The sequence below is a fragment of the Salinarimonas ramus genome (assembly GCF_014645695.1).
Lineage (GTDB): Bacteria > Pseudomonadota > Alphaproteobacteria > Rhizobiales > Beijerinckiaceae > Salinarimonas > Salinarimonas ramus.
In genome coordinates this window covers 18,587-37,235 of record NZ_BMMF01000018.1, presented here as the reverse complement: position 1 = coordinate 37,235, position 18,649 = coordinate 18,587, and the positions used below count along the sequence as shown (strand labels likewise).

Genomic DNA, 18,649 nt, shown 5'->3' with positions numbered 1-18,649 from the left:
GCTCAGGCCGCCTCGGGCGTCGCGCCGACGAGGCGGCGCGCCTGGATGGGGGACATCGGGTCGCCGAAGACGGGCCCCTGCGCGTAGTCGCAGCCGATCTCGGAGAGGGCGTTCGCCTCCTCCTCGGTCTCCGCGCCCTCCGCCACCACGTCCATGCCGAGCTCGCCCGCGAGCTTGACGATGGCCCGCAGGATCGCCGGGCGGCCGTTGCGGGAGAGGTCGCGCACGAAGGAGCGATCGATGCGGATCGTGTCGAAGGGAAAGCGCTGGAGGTACGCGAGCGAGGAATAGCCCGTTCCGAAATCGTCGAGCGAGAGCCCGGCGCCGAGGTCGCGCAGACGCGCCAGCATCTGCGCGGCGTATTCCGGGTTCTCCATGACGAGGCTCTCGGCGAGCTCGAGCTTGAGCGAGCCGGGGAGGACGCCCGCGCGGGCGAGCACGGTCTTCACCTCGTTGAGGAAGTCCTGGCGCAAGAGCTGACGCGAGGGCAGGCGGACGCAGGCGAACATCGGCGGCTCGACGTCGAGCGCGCTCTGCCAGGCGGCGAGCTCCTGGGCCGCGCGCTCCAGCAGGAAGGCGGAGAGCGAGCCGATCGTGCCGGTCTCTTCCGCGATGGGCACGAAGGTCGCGGGCGAGAGGCGGCCGAGGCGCGGGTGATCCCAGCGCAGCAGCGCCTCGAAGCCGGCCACCGTGCGATCCTCGAGACGCACGACGGCCTGGAACTCGACGCGCATCTCGCCGCGCTCCAGCGCCCGGCGCAGGTCGGCGGCGAGCGTCAGGCGGTCGTCGCGCCCGGTCTGCATCGTCGGCTTGAAGATCTCGATGCGGTTGCCGCCCTGGCGCTTGGCGTGGGCGGTGGCGATCTCCGCCTTGCGGATCACGTCCTCGCGGCGGGTATCGGCGGTCTGGTCGTGGAGCGCGACGCCGATGGAGGCGGTGAGGAACATCTCCCGGTCGGCATGGGTGACGGGCGTCGCCAGCGCCCGGCGCATCATCTCGCCGAAGGCCATGACGCGCTCGGGGTCGCGCTCGGAGAGCAGGATGACGGCGAACGAATCGCCCGCCATGCGCGCCAGCGTGTCCTGCGGGCGCAGGAGGCGCCCGAGCCGCCGCGCGAGGGTCAGCAGGATCGCGTCACCGCCGGCGAGGCCCGCGGCCTCGTTGACGGCCTTGAAGCGATCCATGTCGACCATCAGCACCGCCGGGCGCAGGCTCGGGTCCTGAGCCGCGAAGGCGAGGGCGGCGTCGAGGCGGTCCTCGAAGAGCTGGCGATTGGGCAGGCCCGTGAGGTTGTCGTGCACCGCGTCGACGAGGAGGCGCTCCTCGGAGGTCTTGTTCTCGGTGACGTCACTGAGCGTGCCCACGATGCGAATCGCCTCGCCGTCGGTGCCGACGACGGGACGGGCCTTGAGGCGGAACCAGTGATAGCTGCCCTGCGCGGCGCGCAGGCGGAAATCCTGCGTCACGCGCCCGCGCCGCTGCTCGATGAGCGCATCGAGGGCGGCGCCGGTACGATCGCGGTCGAAGGGGTGAATGGCGTCGATGAAGTCCTTCGCGGGGCCCGTGAGCGTGCCGCGGTCGAGGCCGAGCAGGTTCTCGACCTCGGGGGAGACGTAGATGCGGTCCGAGACCACGTCCCAGTCGAAGACGACGTCGCCCGAGCCCGAGAGCGCGAGCGCACGGCGCTCCGCCTCGCTCGCCGAGCCGTGGGAGAGCCCGCCCCCGGCGAAGGCGTGCTGCATCACCGTGAAGCCGATGAGCATGACGATGAGGACGAGCCCGCCGATCAAGGCCGGGGCGACGAGGTCGCCGTCGAGGCGGCCGGTCACGGTGAAGCCCGCCGCCGTCACCCACACGAGGAGCAGGAGCCAGGTGGGGATGAGCATCACCGCGCGATCGTAGCCGTGGGTCGCCAGATGCAGGACGAGCACGAAGCCGATGCCGGCGACCGCGGCGAGCGAGATGCGCGCGACGCCCGCCGCCACCGGCGGGTCGATCACGGCGAGCCCGACGAGGCCGGCGAGGAAGGCGAGCCACAGGAGCGTCACGTGGCCGTAGCGCACGTGCCAGCGATTGAGGTTGAGATAGGCGAACAGGAAGACGAGCAGCGTGGCGGCGAGGATCGCCTCGGCGGCGGCGCGGTAGACGCGCTCGGCGTCCTCGGCCAGCGGGAAGACGCGCTCGAAGAAGCCGAAGTCGATGCCGGCATAGGCGAGCACCGCCCAGGCGAGCGCCGCCGCGGCGGGAAAGATCAGCGCGCCCTTGACGACGAAGATCACCGTGAGGAAGAGCGCCAAGAGCCCGGCGATGCCGATGATGATGCCCTTGTAGAGGGTGAGCCCGTTCTCCTTGTCGCGATAGACGCCCTCCTCGAAGAGCAGGAGCTGGGGCACGTCCGGCCCGCGCAGCTCGGCGACGAAGGTGACGGTGGTGCCGGGATCCAGCGTGATCAGGAAGAGATCGGCCTCGGGGTCCTCGACGCGATCGGGGCGGATGCCCTGGCTCGCGGTGATGGCGGCGATGCGCGAGGCGCCGAGATCGGGCCAGATCACCCCGGAGCCCGGCAGGATGAAGTGGGGCGCGACGAGGAGGCGGTCGATCTGCTCGTCGCCATCGTTCGTGAGCGCAAAGACGATCCAGTCCGGCCGGGTGCCGGCCTCGCGCGCGCTCACGGCGATGCGCCTGACGATGCCGTCGGCGCCGGGCGCGGTGGAGATCTGGATGACGTCGCCGTCCGAGCGGTAGCGCTCGATGGCGGGGGTGAGGTCGATCGCCGTCGCGTCCCGGTTCACCCGCACCGCGTCGACGGCGAGGGCCGGGGCCGCGGCGCCGATCAGCGCGAGCGCGCAGAGGAGGATGGCGAGGGCGAGTTGGGCGACGCGCAACGCTCGTTACTCTCGTGCGCCCGGGCCTGATCGGCGCGGGCGTCGGCTCGGGAACACGGCCGGCCGCGGGAGGACGGCCGCTCTTTCCTTGAGGTTGGTAAAGCGGGCGGGCGGGACGCGCAAGCGTGTGGTCTCGCCCATCCCGCCTCGAGCGAGCCCTGCGCCCGATTTGCGGCCGATCTGAGGAGCGCGCGCCCGCTCAGCCCTCGATTCCCGCCTCGATGATGAAATTGTCGCCGATGGAGAGCGGCACCTCGAGGCCTTCCTCGACGAGGACGAAATCGCCGATGGTCTGGCCGGCGGGCACGGTGACGCTGACGCGTCGGCTCACGTCCTCGTAGACCGTCGAGGTGGTGCGCACGCGAATGCGCACCGGCGCGGTGAAGCTGCCGGGCGCGCCCGCCGGCCCGATGAGGACGCGGCCCTGCACGCCGAGCTTGATGCGGTTCTGCCCCTCGGGCGTCGCCACGCATTCGCGGGCGAGGTCGAAGATCGAGATCTGGTAGCGCAGGTCCTGGTTCGAGCCCGCGCGCCCCCCGCGATAGGCGCGGAAGGCGGGCGCGCCCTGGATCACCTCCGGCGCCGGGCAGGCGACGGGGTCCGACCCGACGAAATCCTCGAAGGTCGTCGCCTGCGCGCTCTCGACGGGCTCCGGCGCCCCGCCGCCGAACAGGCCCGAGAACGGCCCGCCGCCGCCTGAGACGGAGCTGCAGCCCGAGAGCGCCAGGAGCGCGGCGAGCCCCGCGCTGGCTGCGATACCACGATGCCCGGACACGGCGACTGCCCCCCTCACGCGTGACGTTACCAAGATGCGCTCAAGCTCTAGCGGGGCGCGGGCCGGGTGTCGAGAAGAGCCGTCATTGCGGCGCGGGGGCGGCGTCGCTCTCCGGGAGCGTCGCGAAGCCTTCCGCGAAGCCGTCGAGCGAGACCGGGATGCCGATCCCCTCCTCCGGCGTCTGGAAGATGATGAAGGTCGCCTCCTCCCCGCCGGCGAGGAGGTCGATGAGCGCCTGGTCCATGATCACCTCGGCGACGCAGCCCGTGGGCAGGCAGCGCACGAAGCCGGCCGAGCCGACGTCCGTGCCGTCGACGCGCAGGCCGAGGCCGGCGGGCAGCAGCACGCCCAGCGGCGCGACGACCCGCAGGAGCGTCTGGTTGGTGTCGGCGGTGGCGAGCACGATGACGAGGAGCGTGACGTTGGGCCGATCCTCGGCTGCGACGTTCTGCACGATGGCGCATTGCTCGGCCTGGGCGCCCGCCGGCGTCTCGCAGCGCTGCTGCCAATCGCCGTAGGTGCCGCGCACGACGCCCTGCGCCGCCGCCTGCGGGGCGAGGCCCGTCGTTCCCAGGAGAGCGGCGAGCGCGGCCGCCGCGATCCCTGCGACAAGGCCGCGCAGGGAGCGGCGACCGCGGGGGCGCTCGGCGCCTGCGCGGGCGGAGGCGCTCGAAACGGCGAAGACGCTGCCGGCCATGGACGGGTCCTTCATCTCGCGGAGGCGCGCGGCGCTCCGGATGGTCTCGCGACACCTGCAGGAAACGGCATGTGTTCCCGCGGCCTCACCCCTTCCCGAACACCGGCGCGACGCTTTGTCAAGAAAGCCGATCGCGGGCGCCGCGGCGGCGTCGGACCGGGTCCTCCCGCCGCGCGGCGGGAGGACGCGCCCGTGTGGGCACCGCGGGCTCGAGACCCATCTTCTCGGGTGTGAGCGGCGAAAGCACGGCGAAAGTCGCGTGAGGCTGCGACGACGGAGGCGTTGCGTCCGTCACCCTATTGTGATTTTGACGTGGATCAAATCCACCGCGCACGCCAGCCGGCCCGCCAGATTCCCCCGCGAGGCGGGTGCGAGGCGCGCGGGAGGCACGAGGAGCTTCGAGGTAGACGATGCGGATTGGTCAGTTCAGGTGCTTCACGGCGGCTCGCCGGACGCTCGCCGCGGCCCTCGCGGGTGCGACGGCTCTGGCGGCATCGACGGCGGCGCTCGCCCAGGTCGGCCAGCCCGTCGATTGGCAGATCGCGATGCAGACGCCGGTGACGGCGACGGCGCAGGACATGTACGGCTTCCACACGGCACTCGTGTGGGTGATCACCGTGATCACGCTGTTCGTGGGCGCGCTCCTGCTCATCGTCATCGTGCGCTACAACGAGCGCAAGAACCCGACGCCGTCGAAGACCTCGCACAACACGATGATCGAGGTCGCCTGGACGGTGATCCCGATCCTCATCCTGGTCGGCATCGCCATCCCGTCCTTCCGCATCCTGCGCGAGCAGCTCGTGATCCCCGAGCCGGACGTGATCGTGAAGGCCACGGGCCATTCCTGGTACTGGTCCTACGAGTATCCCTCGGATCAGGGCGGCTTCGTCTTCGATTCGCTGATGCTCGAGGACGACGAGGCGGCCGCCGCCGGCCTGCCGCGGCTCCTGGCCGTGGACAACGAGGTCGTCGTGCCGGTCGACCAGGTGGTGAAGCTGCAGGTCACCTCGGCGGACGTGCTCCACGCCTTCGCGATGCCGTCCTTCGGCCTCAAGATCGACGCCGTGCCGGGCCGCCTGAACGAGACCTGGTTCCGCGCCGAGCGCGAGGGCGTCTATTACGGCCAGTGCTCCGAGCTGTGCGGTGCGCGCCACGCCTTCATGCCGATCGCGATCCGCGTGGTCTCGCAGGAGGAGTACGCCTCCTGGCTCGCCGAAGCGCAGACGCGCTTCGCCTCCACCGAATACGGCGCGACCCGCGTCGCCGCCACCATCGAGGAGACGGCGCGCTGATCGCGCCGCTCCGCTGAGCTTTTCGGCGGCGCGCCTCCCCCCGCGCCGCCGACGATCCGTCGACACGCCAGAGACCGGCCCGGCAGGGGCCGAAGAGGGTTTAGACGCCATGGCTACCGCGACCCACGCCGCGCACGAGGGCGCGCACGACCATCCCACCGGATGGCGGCGCTGGATCTACTCCACGAACCACAAGGACATCGGCACGATGTACCTGATCTTCGCGTTCATCGCGGGTCTGGTCGGCGGCGCCTTGTCCATCGGGATTCGCCTGGAGCTCCAGGAGCCCGGGATGCAGTTCTTCACGAACCCGCAGACCTACAACGTGTTCGTGACCGGCCACGGCCTCATCATGGTGTTCTTCATGGTGATGCCCGCCCTCATCGGCGGATTCGGCAACTGGTTCGTGCCGATCATGATCGGTGCGCCGGACATGGCGTTCCCGCGCATGAACAACATCTCCTTCTGGCTCACGGTCGCGGCCTTCTGCCTGCTCGTGCTCTCCCTCTTCGTCGAGGGCGCGCCCGGCTCGCTCGGCTTCGGCGGCGGCTGGACGGTGTATCCGCCGCTGTCGACGATGGGTCACCCCGGCCCGGCGCTCGACTTCGCGATCCTGTCGCTGCACCTCGCCGGCGCGGCCTCGATCCTGGGCGCGATCAACTTCATCACCACGATCCTGAACATGCGCGCCCCGGGCATGACGCTGCACAAGATGCCGCTCTTCGCCTGGTCGATGCTGGTCACCGCCTTCCTGCTGCTGCTCGCGCTCCCGGTTCTCGCCGGCGCGATCACCATGCTGCTGACGGACCGCAATTTCGGCACGACGTTCTTCGATCCCGCCGGCGGCGGCGACCCGATTCTCTACCAGCACCTGTTCTGGTTCTTCGGGCACCCCGAGGTGTACATCATGATCCTGCCGGCCTTCGGGATCGTGTCGCACATCATCGCGACGTTCTCGAGGAAGCCCATCTTCGGCTATCTCGGCATGGCCTACGCCATGGTCGCCATCGGCGTCGTCGGCTTCGTCGTGTGGGCGCACCACATGTACACCGTCGGCCTCTCGCTGCAGACGCAGGCCTACTTCGTGTTCGCGACGATGGTGATCGCGGTCCCCACCGGCATCAAGATCTTCTCCTGGATCGCGACGATGTGGGGCGGCTCGATCCGCTTCACCGCGGCCATGCAGTGGGCGGTGGGCTTCATCTTCCTGTTCACGGTGGGCGGCGTCACCGGCGTCGTGCTCGCCAACGCCTCCATCGACCGCTACATGCACGACACCTACTACGTCGTGGCGCACTTCCACTACGTGCTGTCGCTGGGTGCCGTTTTCATCATCTTCGCGGGCGTGTACTACTGGTTCCCGAAGATGACCGGCTACGTCATGCCGGAATGGATCGGCAAGCTGCACTTCTGGATCGCCTTCATCGGCGCCAACGTGCTGTTCTTCCCGATGCACTTCCTCGGGCTGGCCGGCATGCCGCGCCGCTACGCGGACTATCCGGACGCCTTCGCGGGCTGGAACCTGGTCTCCTCGATCGGCTCCTACATCTTCGCGGTCGGTCTCCTCGTCTTCCTCTACGGGGTCGTCACGGCCTTCCGCCGCAAGGAAGTCGCCGGCGCCAATCCGTGGGGCGAGGGTGCGACGACGCTGGAGTGGACCCTGTCCTCTCCCCCGCCCTTCCACCAGTTCGAAGAGCTGCCGAAGATCGCGGACACCCGCCACTGACATGGATCCGGGCCGGGCGACACAAGCCGCCCGGCTCCTCCCCGGAGCGCCGCACGCTGCCGGCGTTCCGGGGAGGGGCTTTCCCCCGAGCCTCCCCTTCGCGATCCGCGCGGACGCCCGCGCGGATCGAGCCCATGAGACGGGGCACGCCGCCGCCGGCTACGCCGCCGCGGGCGACGGCCCCACGAGAGAGACGACGCACGATCTCATGACCGTGATGACCCACGAACCCGCGCCCCAGGCGCCCGTCCTGCCGACCGCCATCGGCGGCTCGACGGCGGAGGCCGGCGACTACCTGGCGCTGCTCAAGCCGCGGGTGATGTTCCTCGTCGTGTTCACGGCGCTCGTCGGCATGGTCGTCGTCGAGAGCGCGGTCCACCCGATCGTCGCCTTCGCCTCGCTCTTGGCCATCGCCGTGGGCGCGGGCGCGTCCGGCGCGCTCAACATGTGGTGGGACGCGGACATCGACGCGGTGATGACCCGCACGGCGCAGCGCCCGATCCCCGCGGGCCGCGTCACCGGCGGCGAGGCGCTCGCCTTCGGGCTGACCCTGTCGATCGGCTCGGTGCTGACGCTCGGCCTCGTGGCGAACTGGCTCGCCGCCGGCTTCCTCGCCTTCACGATCTTTTTCTACGCCGTCGTGTACTCGATGTGGCTCAAGCGCGCGACGCCGCAGAACATCGTCATCGGCGGCGCGGCCGGCGCCTTCCCGCCCATGGTGGCGGATGCCGCCGTGACGGGCTCGCTCGGCATCGAGACGCTGGTGCTCTTCGCCATCATCTTCCTGTGGACGCCGCCGCATTTCTGGGCGCTGGCGCTGGTCAAGTCCGGCGACTACGCTCGCGCGGGCGTGCCCATGCTGCCCAACGTCGCCGGCCCCGACGAGACGCGCCGGCAGATCTGGCTCTACACGCTCGTCTTCGTGCCGGTGACGCTCCTGCCGATCCCGCTCGGCTTCGGCGGGCTCGTCTACACGATCGTCGGCGGCGCGACGGCGTTCGCCATGCTCGGCCTCGCCTGGCGCGTCTACCGCATCCGCGAGGGGGAGGAGGCCGCCAAGGCCGCGCAGCGGCTCTTCGGCTTCACCATCCTCCACCTCTTCATCCTGTTCGCCGTGCTCCTCGCCGAGCACGCGCTCGGGCTCTACAGCGCGGTGCCCGCGCTCGTTCTCCCGGGGCTCGCGTGATGGCGAAGGCGGGCGAGAACGGCGAGGCGACCGGCCGCGAGCCGACGCCGGCGGAGCGGGAGGCGGAGGCCTTCCGCAAGCGCCGGCGCGGGCGCTCCATCGCCCTCGCCGTCGTGCTGGCGGCGCTCGTCGCGCTCTTCTACGCCGTGACCATCGTCAAGATGGGCCCCGGCGTGCTCGACCGGCCGATGTGAGGTGTCCTGACGTGACGAGGGAGGTGTTCCCATGACGCAGACGACCGAGACGAACGACGCCACCCAGGCCCGCGCCGTGCGCCGCACGGTCGTGACCTGCGTGAGCGTGGTCGCGGGCATGATCGGCCTCGCCTACGCCTCCGTGCCGCTCTACGACCTGTTCTGCCGCATCACCGGCTTCGGCGGCACGCCGATCGTCGGCACGGCGGAGGCGGGCACGATCCTCGACGAGACCGTGAAGGTGCGCTTCGACGCCAACGTCTCGCGCGATCTCGGCTGGCGCTTCGCCGCCGAGGCGCCGCAGGTCGAGGTGCGCATCGGCGAGACGCAGACGGTGTTCTACCGCGTCTCCAATCCGGCCGAGGAGCCGCGGGCGGGGGTCGCGACCTTCAACGTCACGCCGGCCGTCGCGGGGCAGTACTTCGTCAAGCTGCAATGCTTCTGCTTCACGGAGAACACGCTGGCCGCCGGCGAGACGATGGATTCCGCCGTGATGTTCTACATCGACCCGGCGATCGTGGACGACCCCGCCGCGCGGGACATCTCCACGATCACCTTGTCCTACACCTACTTTCCGTCCAAGAACGGGGAGCCGCTCGAGGGCGGCGAGCCGATCACCAACGCGGCGGCGCCCGTCCCCACGGTAACGCCGCCCACCCTCTGACAGCGACGCGGGACGTCCTCCGAGCGAGGGGGACGCGAGAGAGGCACCGGAGACCTAGAGAGCCATGGCCGACGCTCACGCCAAGAAGCACGACTACCACCTCGTCGACCCGAGCCCGTGGCCGTTCATCGGCTCGCTCAGCGCCTTCGTCCTCGCGGTCGGGTTCATCACCTTCATCCGCGACATGCCGATCGCAGGCCTGCAGATCGGCGGCCTGATCTTCGGGCTGGGCCTGATCGGCGTCCTCTACACCATGGCCGCGTGGTGGATGGACGTGATCAAGGAAGCCAATCACGGCGACCACACCCGCGTGGTGCAGCTGCACCACCGCTACGGCATGATCATGTTCATCGCCTCCGAGGTGATGTTCTTCGTCGCCTGGTTCTGGGCCTATTTCGACGTGGCGCTCTTCCCCGCCGCCGAGAACCAGTTCCTGCGCACCGAGCTGACGGGCGGCGCCTGGCCGCCGGCGGGCATCGAGACGTTCGACCCCTGGCACCTGCCGCTCTTCGGCACGCTCGTGCTCCTGACGTCGGGCACGACGGTGACCTGGGCGCACCACGCGCTGCTCGAGGACGATCGCCAGGGCCTCAAGTGGGCTTTGTGGCTCACGGTGATCCTGGGCGTGCTCTTCACGTTCCTGCAGATCTACGAGTACAGCCACGCGCATTTCGAGTTCTCGGGCCACATCTACGGCGCGACCTTCTTCATGGCGACGGGCTTCCACGGGGCGCACGTCGTGATCGGGACGATCTTCCTCGCCGTGTGCCTGTGGCGCGTCTATCTCGGCCACTTCACCACGAAGCAGCATCTCGGCTTCGAGTTCGCCGCCTGGTACTGGCACTTCGTCGACGTGGTGTGGCTGTTCCTGTTCGCGGCGATCTACGTCTACGGCTACGGCGGCCACTGACGCCGGGCCCCATCATCCCCATATGAAGGGCGGCGGCTTCGCCGCCCTTCTGCGTTTTATGACAGAGAGAAAGGTCGTTCTCGGCATGGCCCATCGCCCCGGAACCGAGCCGCCACCGATCCCCACCGGCTTCAAGGGCGCGTGCCCGCGCTGCGGCGAGGGACACATGTTCGACGGCTTCCTCACCGTGCGGCAGCGCTGCGAGGTCTGCGATCTCGACTACGGCTTCGCCGACGCGGCCGACGGGCCGGCCGTGTTCGTGATGTTCATCGTGGGCTTCCTCGTGGTGGGCCTCGCGCTGTGGGTCGAATTCGCCTACACGCCGCCGATCTGGCTGCACGTCGCTTTGTGGTTCCCGCTCACCGCGATCGCGAGCCTCGCGACGATCCGCCCTCTCAAGGGCATCATGATCGCGCTCCAATATCACCACAGGGCCGAGGAAGGCCGGCTGGAGAGCGAGTGAGGGAGGGCGCCATGGCCACGCAGACGCTGCGCGAGGAGACCGGCACGCCGCGCCCGCGCTGGCGCGCGCTGATCATGGCGGGCATCGCCACCCTCGTGTCGCTGGCGATCCTGGTCGGGCTCGGCACCTGGCAGCTCCAGCGCCTCGCCTGGAAGGAGGGCCTGATCGCGCAGATCGAGGCCCGGGCCTACGGCGAGCCGGGCGAGATCCTGCCCGAGAGCGCGTGGGGGACGTTCTCCCGCGACGACCAGGAATATCGCCGCGTCGTCGTCTCGGGCGAGTACCTCCTCGACGAGGAGATCGCCGTGCACGGCCTCCTGCCGGGCGAGACGCGCGGGCAGCCGCTGCAAGGCTATTACCTCCTCACGCCGTTGCGGCTCGAGACCGGGGCGATCGTCGTCGTCAACCGCGGCTTCGTCCCCACGCCGCTGCTGGAGGAGGCCGCCGAGCCCGAAGGCGCCGTCACCGTCGAGGGCCTGGTTCGCGCCAGCGAGGAGCAGCCGCCCTTCGTGCCCGACAACGATCCCGCCGCGGGGCAATGGTTCACGCGCGATCTGGACGCCATTGCGCAGGCGCGCGGGCTCGAGCGCGTGGCGCCCTTCTACGTCGACGCGGTGCGCGACGAAGCGGCCCCGGCTGACGCCTGGCCGCGCGGCGGCGCGACCGTTCTCGAGCCGCCCAACAACCACCTGCAATACGCCTTCACCTGGTTCGGCCTCGCCGCCGTGCTCGCGGTGGTGTTCACGGTCTTCTCGTGGAAGTGGGTGCGCGGCCAAGAGCTGTGAGGGCGCGCGGCGCAGAGCGCCGCCTCAGCCGGGCTTGCGGCGCGGCTTCGCCTTCGACGAAGTCTTTGCTTTCGGCAGCGTCTGCTTCACCGCGTCGAGGCCCGCCCACGGGTCGCGCGTGAGATGGGCTAGCCGGATGGGGATGTCCGTCACCGAATAATGGTCCGGCGCGATCTCGGGGCCGAGCTCCTCCCAGGCGAGCGGCGTCGCCACGGGCGCGCCGGGACGGGCACGGGTGGAATAGGCGGCGACGGCGGTGGCGCCGCGGCCGTTGCGCAAGTAGTCGACGAAGATCCGGCCCGTGCGCGCCTTCTTCGCCAGCGTGTCGGTGAAGCGGGCGGGCTCGTCCTTCGCCATCGCGGCCGCGAGCCCCGCCGCGTACGCCTTGGCCTCGTCCCAGCCCGCCTTCGGCACGAGGGGCACGACGACGTGCAGCCCCTTGCCGCCGGTCGTCTTGACGACGCTTTCCAGCCCGTCCGCCGCGAGGCGCTCGCGCACGGTGCGCGCCGCATCCACGATCTCGGGAAAGCCGACGCCCTCGCCGGGATCGAGGTCGAAGACCAGGCGGTCCGGCCGCTCCGGATCGTCGAGGGTGGAGCCCCAGGGGTGGATCTCCAGCGTGCCGAACTGGACGAGGCTCATGAGCCCGCGCAGGTCGCGGATGGCGACGATCGCATCGTCCCCGATCGTGGGGGTGAGCACCGCCTCGTCGAGCCCCGCCCAAGGGTGCTTGGCGAAGAAGCATTCCTTCTGCGACCCCGCGGGGCAGCGGATCAGCGCCAGCGGGCGGTTCGCGATCTGCGGCAGGATCCAGTCGGCGATCTCGGCACAATAGTCGGCCAGCCCCTGCTTGGTGATGCCCTGACCCTCCCAGAGCACGCGGTCCGGGCTCGTCAGCCTGATGCCGGCATAGGGGTCCTGCGCCACCGTTCTCGCCCTCGTCTTCTTCGCCGCGCTCGTTTCGTCCGCCGGCGGCGCCTCCCGCGTTGCCTCGCGCGGGTCCTTGTCCTCGCGCAGGCCCTTGTAGGAGGCATGCCGCAACAGCCCGTCCGCCGTCCAGCCGCGCAGCTCGATCTCGGCGACGAGCGCGGGCCTCGCCCAGCGAACCTTGGCCGCGGCGGCGCGCGGCAGCGGCGCGGCGAAGGGCGGCGCGTCGGCGTGGACCGCCTCGATGGCGTCGTGGAGCGCCTTGGCGTCCGCCTCCGTGAAGCCCGTGCCGACGCGCCCGACATGGACGAGGTCCGTGCCCTCGTAGACGCCGAGCACGAGCGAGCCCACGGCCTTGCGCCGGTTCGTCGCCGGCACGTAGCCAGCGATCACGAATTCCTGGCGCGCGGAGCACTTCGTCTTGCGCCAATCCTCGCCCCGCCCGGAGCGGTAGGGCCGATCCGCGCGCTTGGAGACGATGCCTTCGAGCCCGATGCGGCAGGCGTGGCGCTTCATCGCCTCGCCGTTGCCCGGAATGTGCTCCGACAGGCGCACGGCCCCGCCCGCCGGCGCGTCGTCGAGGAGGAGGGCGAGGAGGCGCTTGCGCTCCGCGAGCGGCGCGCCCGTCAGGTCGACGCCGTCGAGATGGAGGAGGTCAAAGGCGTGGTAGACCACGCAGCCCGTGTCCCCCGCCTTCAGGGCCGCCTGCAGCGCGCCGAAGTCGGAGACGCCGCGGGTATCCTCGACCACCGCCTCACCGTCGACCACGGCGCTGCCGGGCACGATCTGGGATAGCGCGTGCGCCAGGGGCTCGAACTTCGAGGTCCAGTCGAGGCCCTTGCGGGTGAGGAGCGTCGCGCGCCCGTTCGCGATGCGGGCCTGGATCCGGTAGCCGTCGAACTTGATCTCGTGCAGCCACGCTTCGCCCGTGGGCGCGACCTCGGAAAGGGTGGCGAGGCAGGGCTCCACGAAGGGGGGGAGCTTTCCCCGCTTCGCGCCCGTCACGGTCGCGGGGTCGAGCGCGGCGCGCGGGTCGGCAGCCGGCTTCTCTTTCGCCGCTCTCGCCGCCTTCGCCTTCGTGGATGACGTCGTGCGCGCGGACGGCTTCGCCTTCGGGTCGGCCTGCTTCTCGTCCCAGTCCGCGCGCCTGACGCCCTCGCTCTTCAAATCCTCGATCGTGCGGCCTGAGCGAACGGAGGTGTCCGCCTCGGCCAGGATGTCCGCATCCCCGGCGGCGCGGGCCGCCTCGTCGTCGGATTTCAGGAGGAGCCAGTTCTCCTTCGTGCTCGCCCGGCGCTCCTTGCCGGCGCCGGTGCGCACCAGGTGCCAGCGTCCGGCGAGGCGCTCGCCCTCCAGGCGAAAGGTGAGGCGGCCGCGGCGCATGCCCTCGGCAGGATCGCCCTCGGGCTCCCAGGTGCCCTCGTCCCACACGATCATGGCGCCGCCGCCGTAGGAGCCCTCCGGGATCAGGCCCTCGAACGTGAGGTAGTCGAGCGGGTGGTCCTCGGTGTGGACCGCGAGGCGCTTCTCGCCGGGCACGAGGCTCGGGCCACGAGTGACGGCCCAGGAGAGGAGGACGCCGTCGAGCTCGAGGCGCAGGTCGTAATGCAGGCGCCGCGCCGCGTGCTTCTGCACGCAGAAGCGAAGCCGCGCGGGCGCCGGCTTCTTCGGCGCGCCCCGGCGACCCGCGGCACCGCGCCCGCGCGGCTCCGGCGTCGCGGCGAAATCGCGCTTCTCGCGATAGCGCGCGAGCGCGTCCGCCCCACGCTCGGCGGGAGCGGACGCCGCCGCCTGCTTCGTCGCCCGTCGCGGCATCGGCGCCGCCTCAGCTCGCCTTGCGCTGCTTCGCAGCCGGTTGCTTCGTGGCGGAGGATTTGCTCCTCGAGGATTTGCTCTCCGAAGGCTTGCTCTCTGGAGACTTGGACTTGGACTTGGACTTGGACGATGCGGACGTCTTCGCCGACGTCTTGCCTGTCGTCTTGCTCGTGGCCTTGCGCGCGGGCGTCTCCTCCTCGTCGTCGTCGGCTTCCGGCGCGGCGCTGGTCTTCACGGCGCCCTTGCCGCTGCTCTTGGCCGCCGCCCGCGTCGACCCGCCCTTGCCGGACGCCTTACCCGAAGACTTCGCCGCCGACTTGCCCGCTCTCTCGCCGCCGCCCTCGGCCGCCAGCGAGCGCTTGAGCGCGTCCATCAGGTTGACGACGTTCGACGGCTCGCGGGCCTTGGGCGCCGGCAGGTCCTTGGCGCCCGCCTGCTTCGCCTTGATCATGTCGACGAGGGCGTTCTCGTAGCGGTCCTCGAAGGTCTCGGGCTCGAAATGCCCGGTCTTGGTCTCGACGATGTGCAGCGCGAGGTCCTTCACCTCCTTGGGGTAGGACACGTCCGGAATGTCCTCGAACACCTCGCTTTCGCCGCGGATCTCGTAGGCGTAATGCAAGGTCGTGCCCATCAGCCCGTCGTCGAGGGCCTCGAGCAGGATCAGGCGCTCGCGGCGCGCCATCACCACGCGGCCGATGGCCGCCATCTTCTTCTCGCGGATCGCATCGCGGATGACGGCGAAGGCTTCCTGCGCCACGCGGTCGTCGGGCACGAGGTAATAGGGACTGTCGAGATAGCGCTCGTCCACTTCCTTGCGCGGCACGAAGGTCTCGATGTCGATCGTGTGCGTGGACTCGAGCTTGAGCGCGTCGATTTCCTCGTCCTCGATCTGGATGTATTCGTTCTTGCCGACCTTGTATCCCTTGACCTGATCTTCCGGCTCCACCGGATCACCGGTCTCCGCATCGACGTAGACCCGCTTCACCCTGTTGCCGGTCTCGCGATTGAGGGTGTTGAAGCGCACCTTCGACGACGAGGTCGCGGCGGGATAGAGCGCCACGGCGCAGGACACCAAGGACAGCTTCAAGTAACCTTTCCAGATGGCGCGCGCTGCCATGAGTCTATCTCCCGGTCGGACCCCGCATTCGCGAGTCCCAGAGACTCGCGCCGGAGTCGTTCGACTCCGGGAGCGAATCGAACGTGACTCTGCGCGAGTCGTTCCGAGGGCACGAAGACTCTGGAATACGTGCACGCGACCGACGAAAGTCGGTCGATCACGTCGAGGGGCGCCCGGCTTCCTCGCCGAGCACGTCGGCGCCCGAGCGCCGCCTCAGATACGCCAGAGGCGGGCGGGGTAGTCGATGACGAAGCGGTCGGGGTCGGCGCCGACCGCCGCCATCGCCCGCAGGATCACGTCGTCGGAGGGCAGCCGCATCAGCGGCACGGCGCGCGCCAGCGCCTCGACCGGCGCCTTCTCCTCGAAGAGCGTGCGAAAGCGCGTCTCCTCGACCAGCGGCGCCAGCGAGGCCATGACCCCGCCGCGGATGACGACGCCGCCGGTCGCCGCGAAGACGATGCCCATGTCGCCCGAGAAACGCGCGAGGTGCTTGAGGAACGCGTCCACCGTCGCGCGGGCGTGGGCGCATTCCCCCGAGAGCGCGCGGGCCGCGACGATCGGCGGGTCGCTCTCGACCGCGTCGGGGTCGCGTCCGAAATCGGCGGCCATCGCCTTGTAGAGGCGCGCGAGGCCCGGCCCCGAGAGGATCGCCTCCGGGGTGATGCGCCCGAAATGCCGCTCCATGCGCGGGAAGACGCGGAAATCCTCCTCGTCGAGGGGACCGAAGCCGATGTGCCCCGCCTCGCCGGGCAGCGGCGCCGCGCGGCCGGCCACCGTGACGAGCGCGGCCATGCCGAGCCCCGTGCCGGGGCCGAGTACGAGCTTGGGCCCGCCGCCGGGCGGGACGGGCCGGCCGATGGGGATCGCGTCCTGCGGCTCGAGCACGGCGAGCGCCAGAGCCGCCGCCTCGAAATCGTTGAGGAGCAGCCCCTGCGCCAGCCCGAAATGCTCCGCGAGGTCGGCGCCGTCGAAAACCCACTGCGCGTTCGTCAGCCGCGCCTCGCGCCCGAGAACGGGCCCCGCCGCGCACAGGACGAGCGTCTTCGCGCGAACGGGCGCGGCGGCGAGCGCCTGCTCCACGGCGTCGTAGACGGTGGGCGTCTCCTTGGTCCGCAGGCGGCAGACGGGAACGAGCGGCGCGCCGGGGCTCTCGGAGAGCGAGAACCGCGCATTCGTGCCGCCGACGTCGGCGACGAGGAGGGGATGCGGAAGCGAAGTCATGACCTCTCAACGCGCGAGGAGCGGGATGGGGCTCCCTGCAGGTGATAGGCGAGGGGGCCCGAGGGGGCAACAGGGGGGAGCGTCCGCGCCGCGCGCGCTCACTCGCCGCGTGCGCGGCTCTTCTTGGCGCTCTTGCGCAGCGCGATGGCGGCGCCGTTGATCTCGCCGCCGACGATGAAGATCACCGCGATCGTGTAGAGGAAGATGAGCGACATCATCGCGGTGGCGAGCCCGCCATAGGTCGAGGCGTAGGCGCTCGGGAACTGGGCGAGGTAGATGCCGAAGGCGAGCCCGCCGACGATCCACAGGACGAGCGTCACCGCGACGCCGGGCAGGACGTGGGAGACGGGGCGCGACCCCGCCGCCAGGAACTTGTGGGTGACGACGAGCGCGATGGCGATGAGCAGCGTCGTGGTGCCCAGCCGCAGGAAGCCCACCGTCTGCGAGAAGGGCGTGAGCGCGGGGAAGAAGCCCGTCGCGGCGCGCCACAGCAGCGGCCCCAGCACGACGGCGAGCGAGAACGCCATCATCACGGCGGCGATGATGACGACGAAGACGATTGATTCGACGCGCGTCACGTACCACGCCCGGTTCTCGCGCACGCCGTAGGCGCGGTTGAGGCCCACGCGAAGCGCCTCAATGCCGTTCGACGAGAACCACAGAGCCAAAGCCGCGCCGATGGTGAGGAGATCGCCGCGCCATTCGGTCAGCACGGTGCGCACCTCGGCGGCCAGCGGCTCGGCGATCTCGACGGGCAGGACGTCGAGGATGATCTCGGTGGCGTTGTCGGCGAGCGTGCCGAACTCGAACGTCGAGGCGAGCGCGGTGAGCAGGATCAGGAACGGGAAGAACGAGAACAGGGCCGAGAGGGCGATATGGCTCGCGATCGCCCAGCCGTCGTGCAGCAGGAAGCGATTGTAGGCCAGGTTCAGAACGGCCAGGATCGTGCGCGCACGCGCCAAGGCGTCGGGCCTCCTCTCGGCCGCCCTCGCTCAGGGCCGGCGGCTCCACCCCTCGACATGGCGCAATCGTGCACGCTCTGCAAGCTGGCGGATCGTGCGCCGGCGCGCTAGACGCTCGCCTCATGAACCGACGCGAGCCCTCCACTCCGGCCACGGCACCCTCCGACCTCGGCGCGCGTCTCGCGCCCGCGATCTTCGTCGTCATCTGGGCGACGGGCTTCATCGTGGCGCGCCTGGTGGCGGGCGACGCCGAGCCGCTGACCTTCCTGTGGATCCGCTACGCGCTCGCCATCGCGGTGCTCGCCGTCGCCGCGTGGCTCGCGGGCGCGGCCTGGCCGTCGACCTGGGCGGGCTGGCGCGACGGGCTCGTCGCCGGCGTGCTGCTGCACGGCGCCTATCTGGGGGGCGTGTTCTGGTCGGTCTCGCACGGGCTGCCGGCGGGCATCGCGGCGCTCGTGGCGGGCCTGCAGCCCCTCCTGACGGGGCTCCTGGTCGCGCCGCTGATCGGGGAGACGGTCTCGGCCAGGCGCTGGCTCGGCATCGCGGTGGGCTTCGCCGGCGTGCTCCTCGTCGTCGTGCCGCGGCTCGGGGAGGGATCCGGCATCCCGCCGATCCCGCTCGCGGTCTGCTTTTCCGGCGTGCTCGCCATCACGCTCGGCACGATCTGGCAGAAGCGCACGGCGAGCAAGCTCGACCTGCGCACCAACACGGTCGTGCAATATTGCGGGGCGCTGCTGTTCACGCTGCCGCTCGCGCTCCTGATCGAGGAGGGACGGATCGTCTTCACGACGGAGGTGGTGATCGGGCTCGCCTGGGCCGTGCTCGGGCTCTCGATCGGCGCGATCTCGCTCCTCCTCGTGCTCATCCGCCGCGGCGCGGTCGCGGGCGTCGCCTCGCTGCTGTTCCTGGTGCCGCCCTGCTCGGCGCTGATGGCCTACCTGCTGTTCGGCGAGACGCTGGCGCCGATCCAGATGCTCGGCATGGGCGTCGCCGCCCTCGGCGTCGCCCTCGCCAGCCGTGGCTGAGCGTC

Annotated in this window: 16 protein-coding genes; 9 read left to right on the top strand and 7 right to left on the bottom strand. The window is 70.6% G+C overall.

The window, feature by feature from the left end; translation table 11 throughout:
• Positions 1–2: 2 nt before the first annotated feature.
• The 3 genes from IEX89_RS23035 to IEX89_RS23025 form a co-directional block, all read right to left on the bottom strand.
• Positions 3–2,885 carry an EAL domain-containing protein gene (locus tag IEX89_RS23035; protein ID WP_188915638.1) on the bottom strand — a complete coding sequence of 961 codons (2,883 nt, stop codon included), beginning with the start codon at positions 2,883–2,885 and terminating at the stop codon, positions 3–5.
• A gap of 199 nt (positions 2,886–3,084) precedes the next feature.
• Positions 3,085–3,660: a hypothetical protein gene (locus tag IEX89_RS23030; RefSeq protein WP_188915637.1), complete on the bottom strand. Its 576-nt coding sequence runs from the start codon at positions 3,658–3,660 to the stop codon at positions 3,085–3,087.
• Positions 3,661–3,742: 82 nt separating this feature from the next.
• Complete coding sequence (locus tag IEX89_RS23025; protein WP_188915636.1) at positions 3,743–4,357, bottom strand: invasion associated locus B family protein; 615 nt, start codon at positions 4,355–4,357, stop codon at positions 3,743–3,745.
• Between the two features lie 410 nt (positions 4,358–4,767).
• On the opposite strand from IEX89_RS23025, the gene coxB reads away from it, so the two are divergent.
• From coxB to IEX89_RS22985, 8 genes are all read left to right on the top strand, one after another.
• The gene (gene coxB / locus IEX89_RS23020) at positions 4,768–5,649 is read left to right on the top strand and encodes a cytochrome c oxidase subunit II (RefSeq protein WP_188915635.1); all 882 of its coding nucleotides are present in this window, start codon (positions 4,768–4,770) and stop codon (positions 5,647–5,649) included.
• 109 nt (positions 5,650–5,758) lie between these two features.
• Positions 5,759–7,375 carry a cytochrome c oxidase subunit I gene (gene ctaD, locus IEX89_RS23015; RefSeq protein ID WP_188915634.1) on the top strand — a complete coding sequence of 539 codons (1,617 nt, stop codon included), beginning with the start codon at positions 5,759–5,761 and terminating at the stop codon, positions 7,373–7,375.
• Positions 7,376–7,583: 208 nt separating this feature from the next.
• Positions 7,584–8,561, top strand: a complete 978-nt coding sequence (locus IEX89_RS23010; protein WP_188915633.1) for a heme o synthase — start codon at positions 7,584–7,586, stop codon at positions 8,559–8,561.
• Positions 8,561–8,755: a cytochrome c oxidase system small membrane protein gene (locus IEX89_RS23005; protein ID WP_188915632.1), complete on the top strand. Its 195-nt coding sequence runs from the start codon at positions 8,561–8,563 to the stop codon at positions 8,753–8,755. The genes IEX89_RS23010 and IEX89_RS23005 overlap by 1 nt, the downstream gene beginning before the upstream one ends.
• Before the next feature lie 31 nt (positions 8,756–8,786).
• Positions 8,787–9,419, top strand: coding sequence for a cytochrome c oxidase assembly protein (locus tag IEX89_RS23000; protein WP_188915631.1), 633 nt, complete (start codon positions 8,787–8,789; stop codon positions 9,417–9,419).
• Positions 9,420–9,483: 64 nt separating this feature from the next.
• A complete protein-coding gene (locus IEX89_RS22995) occupies positions 9,484–10,329 on the top strand; it encodes a cytochrome c oxidase subunit 3 (RefSeq protein ID WP_188915630.1) in 846 nt (281 codons plus the stop codon).
• 85 nt (positions 10,330–10,414) lie between these two features.
• Positions 10,415–10,792: a DUF983 domain-containing protein gene (locus IEX89_RS22990; protein ID WP_188915629.1), complete on the top strand. Its 378-nt coding sequence runs from the start codon at positions 10,415–10,417 to the stop codon at positions 10,790–10,792.
• A gap of 11 nt (positions 10,793–10,803) precedes the next feature.
• On the top strand, positions 10,804–11,577 hold the full coding sequence (locus tag IEX89_RS22985) for an SURF1 family protein (protein ID WP_188915628.1): 774 nt from the start codon (positions 10,804–10,806) through the stop codon (positions 11,575–11,577).
• A 24-nt stretch (positions 11,578–11,601) separates the two neighbouring features.
• Here IEX89_RS22985 and ligD read toward each other — a convergent pair whose 3' ends face one another.
• The 4 genes from ligD to IEX89_RS22965 all read right to left on the bottom strand — a co-directional run bounded on the left by ligD (position 11,602) and on the right by IEX89_RS22965 (position 17,619).
• Positions 11,602–14,319: a DNA ligase D gene (gene ligD, locus IEX89_RS22980; protein WP_188915627.1), complete on the bottom strand. Its 2,718-nt coding sequence runs from the start codon at positions 14,317–14,319 to the stop codon at positions 11,602–11,604.
• Between the two features lie 10 nt (positions 14,320–14,329).
• Positions 14,330–15,436, bottom strand: coding sequence for a non-homologous end joining protein Ku (gene ku / locus IEX89_RS22975; protein ID WP_188915626.1), 1,107 nt, complete (start codon positions 15,434–15,436; stop codon positions 14,330–14,332).
• 213 nt (positions 15,437–15,649) lie between these two features.
• Positions 15,650–16,657, bottom strand: a complete 1,008-nt coding sequence (locus IEX89_RS22970) for a glucokinase (RefSeq protein ID WP_188915625.1) — start codon at positions 16,655–16,657, stop codon at positions 15,650–15,652.
• 98 nt (positions 16,658–16,755) lie between these two features.
• The gene (locus IEX89_RS22965; protein ID WP_188915624.1) at positions 16,756–17,619 is read right to left on the bottom strand and encodes a YihY/virulence factor BrkB family protein; all 864 of its coding nucleotides are present in this window, start codon (positions 17,617–17,619) and stop codon (positions 16,756–16,758) included.
• A gap of 122 nt (positions 17,620–17,741) precedes the next feature.
• Here IEX89_RS22965 and IEX89_RS22960 point away from each other — a divergent pair, with 122 nt between their 5' ends.
• Positions 17,742–18,644 (top strand): DMT family transporter, encoded by a 903-nt coding sequence (locus IEX89_RS22960; RefSeq protein ID WP_188915623.1) that lies wholly within the window; start codon positions 17,742–17,744, stop codon positions 18,642–18,644.
• Positions 18,645–18,649 lie beyond the last annotated feature (5 nt).